The organism is Spirochaetota bacterium, from assembly GCA_038043445.1.
Lineage (GTDB): Bacteria > Spirochaetota > Brachyspiria > Brachyspirales > JACRPF01 > JBBTBY01.
Genome location: JBBTBY010000068.1, coordinates 1 through 903, shown reverse-complemented (window position 1 = coordinate 903; position 903 = coordinate 1). Strand labels below are relative to the sequence as shown.

Below are 903 nucleotides of genomic sequence, written 5' to 3'. Positions count from 1 at the left end.
AGCTGTCCGGCCACGGCTCGTTTCTTTCCGCGACTGCCCTGTACGTTTCCTCGCACATATCGTATTGGAACAATGACTGCATGGCGTAGATGCGCGCCTGACGGCGAGCGCCGTATTTCGTGAGGTCTATCTCTTCCTCATGCTCGCCGCGTTTGCGGATGAGCATGCGCTTCTTGACCGCTTTGCCTTTCGTCGGTATCTCTGCGGGTATTTCGCCGCTTGTATCATCCGTCATATCGATTTCCAAAGAGCGTGTGTGCGTACGCTGCTATCGTGATTTGAGAAGATTCGCCATTTCTATCGCGGATAATGCCGCGTCGGAACCCTTGTTCCCCATCTTCGTGCCGGAGCGTTCCATCGCCTGTTCGAGCGTGTCCGTAGTGAGCACGCCGAATATGACCGGTACGCCCGTTTCATACGATGCGCGGGCAACGCCCTTCGCCGCTTCGCCTGCGACATATTCAAAATGCGGCGTGCCTCCGCGTATCACCACGCCGAGACAGATGACGGCATCATACTTCTTGCTTTCGGCAAGCCGCTTCGCCACAAGGGGTATCTCGAAAGAGCCGGGTACGCGATATGCATCGATATCGCCGTCCTTCACATCGTGGCGCTTCAAAGTATCGATGGCGCCGGAAAGGAGACGCTCGCTCAAAAGGCTGTTGAACCTGCTCAGTACTATGCCGATCTTGAGTCCGGTGCCGACTACCGTGCCCGCGTATTCATTCATATCGCGCCTCGCTTCTCGTTTTCAGTACTGTATATCTGAACGGCAAATTTCGCAACCGGCGGGTCTTTGTACATTCACCTCTCAGCCATCCCCCTCTTTGTACGGGAATGTTACAGGCCCCCAGATGTACCCGTAAGAAAATAAAACCACGGAGAAAGAGGCAAGAAAAGAAT

At 54.6% G+C, this 903-nt stretch carries 2 protein-coding genes; both read right to left on the bottom strand.

What is annotated here, in order from left to right:
* Positions 1-235 (bottom strand): hypothetical protein (locus AABZ39_10595; GenBank protein MEK6795217.1); only part of this gene is annotated, 235 nt, incomplete at its 3' end.
* 33 nt (positions 236-268) lie between these two features.
* The gene (gene ribE, locus AABZ39_10590; protein ID MEK6795216.1) at positions 269-730 is read right to left on the bottom strand and encodes a 6,7-dimethyl-8-ribityllumazine synthase; all 462 of its coding nucleotides are present in this window, start codon (positions 728-730) and stop codon (positions 269-271) included.
* Positions 731-903: the final 173 nt, after the last annotated feature.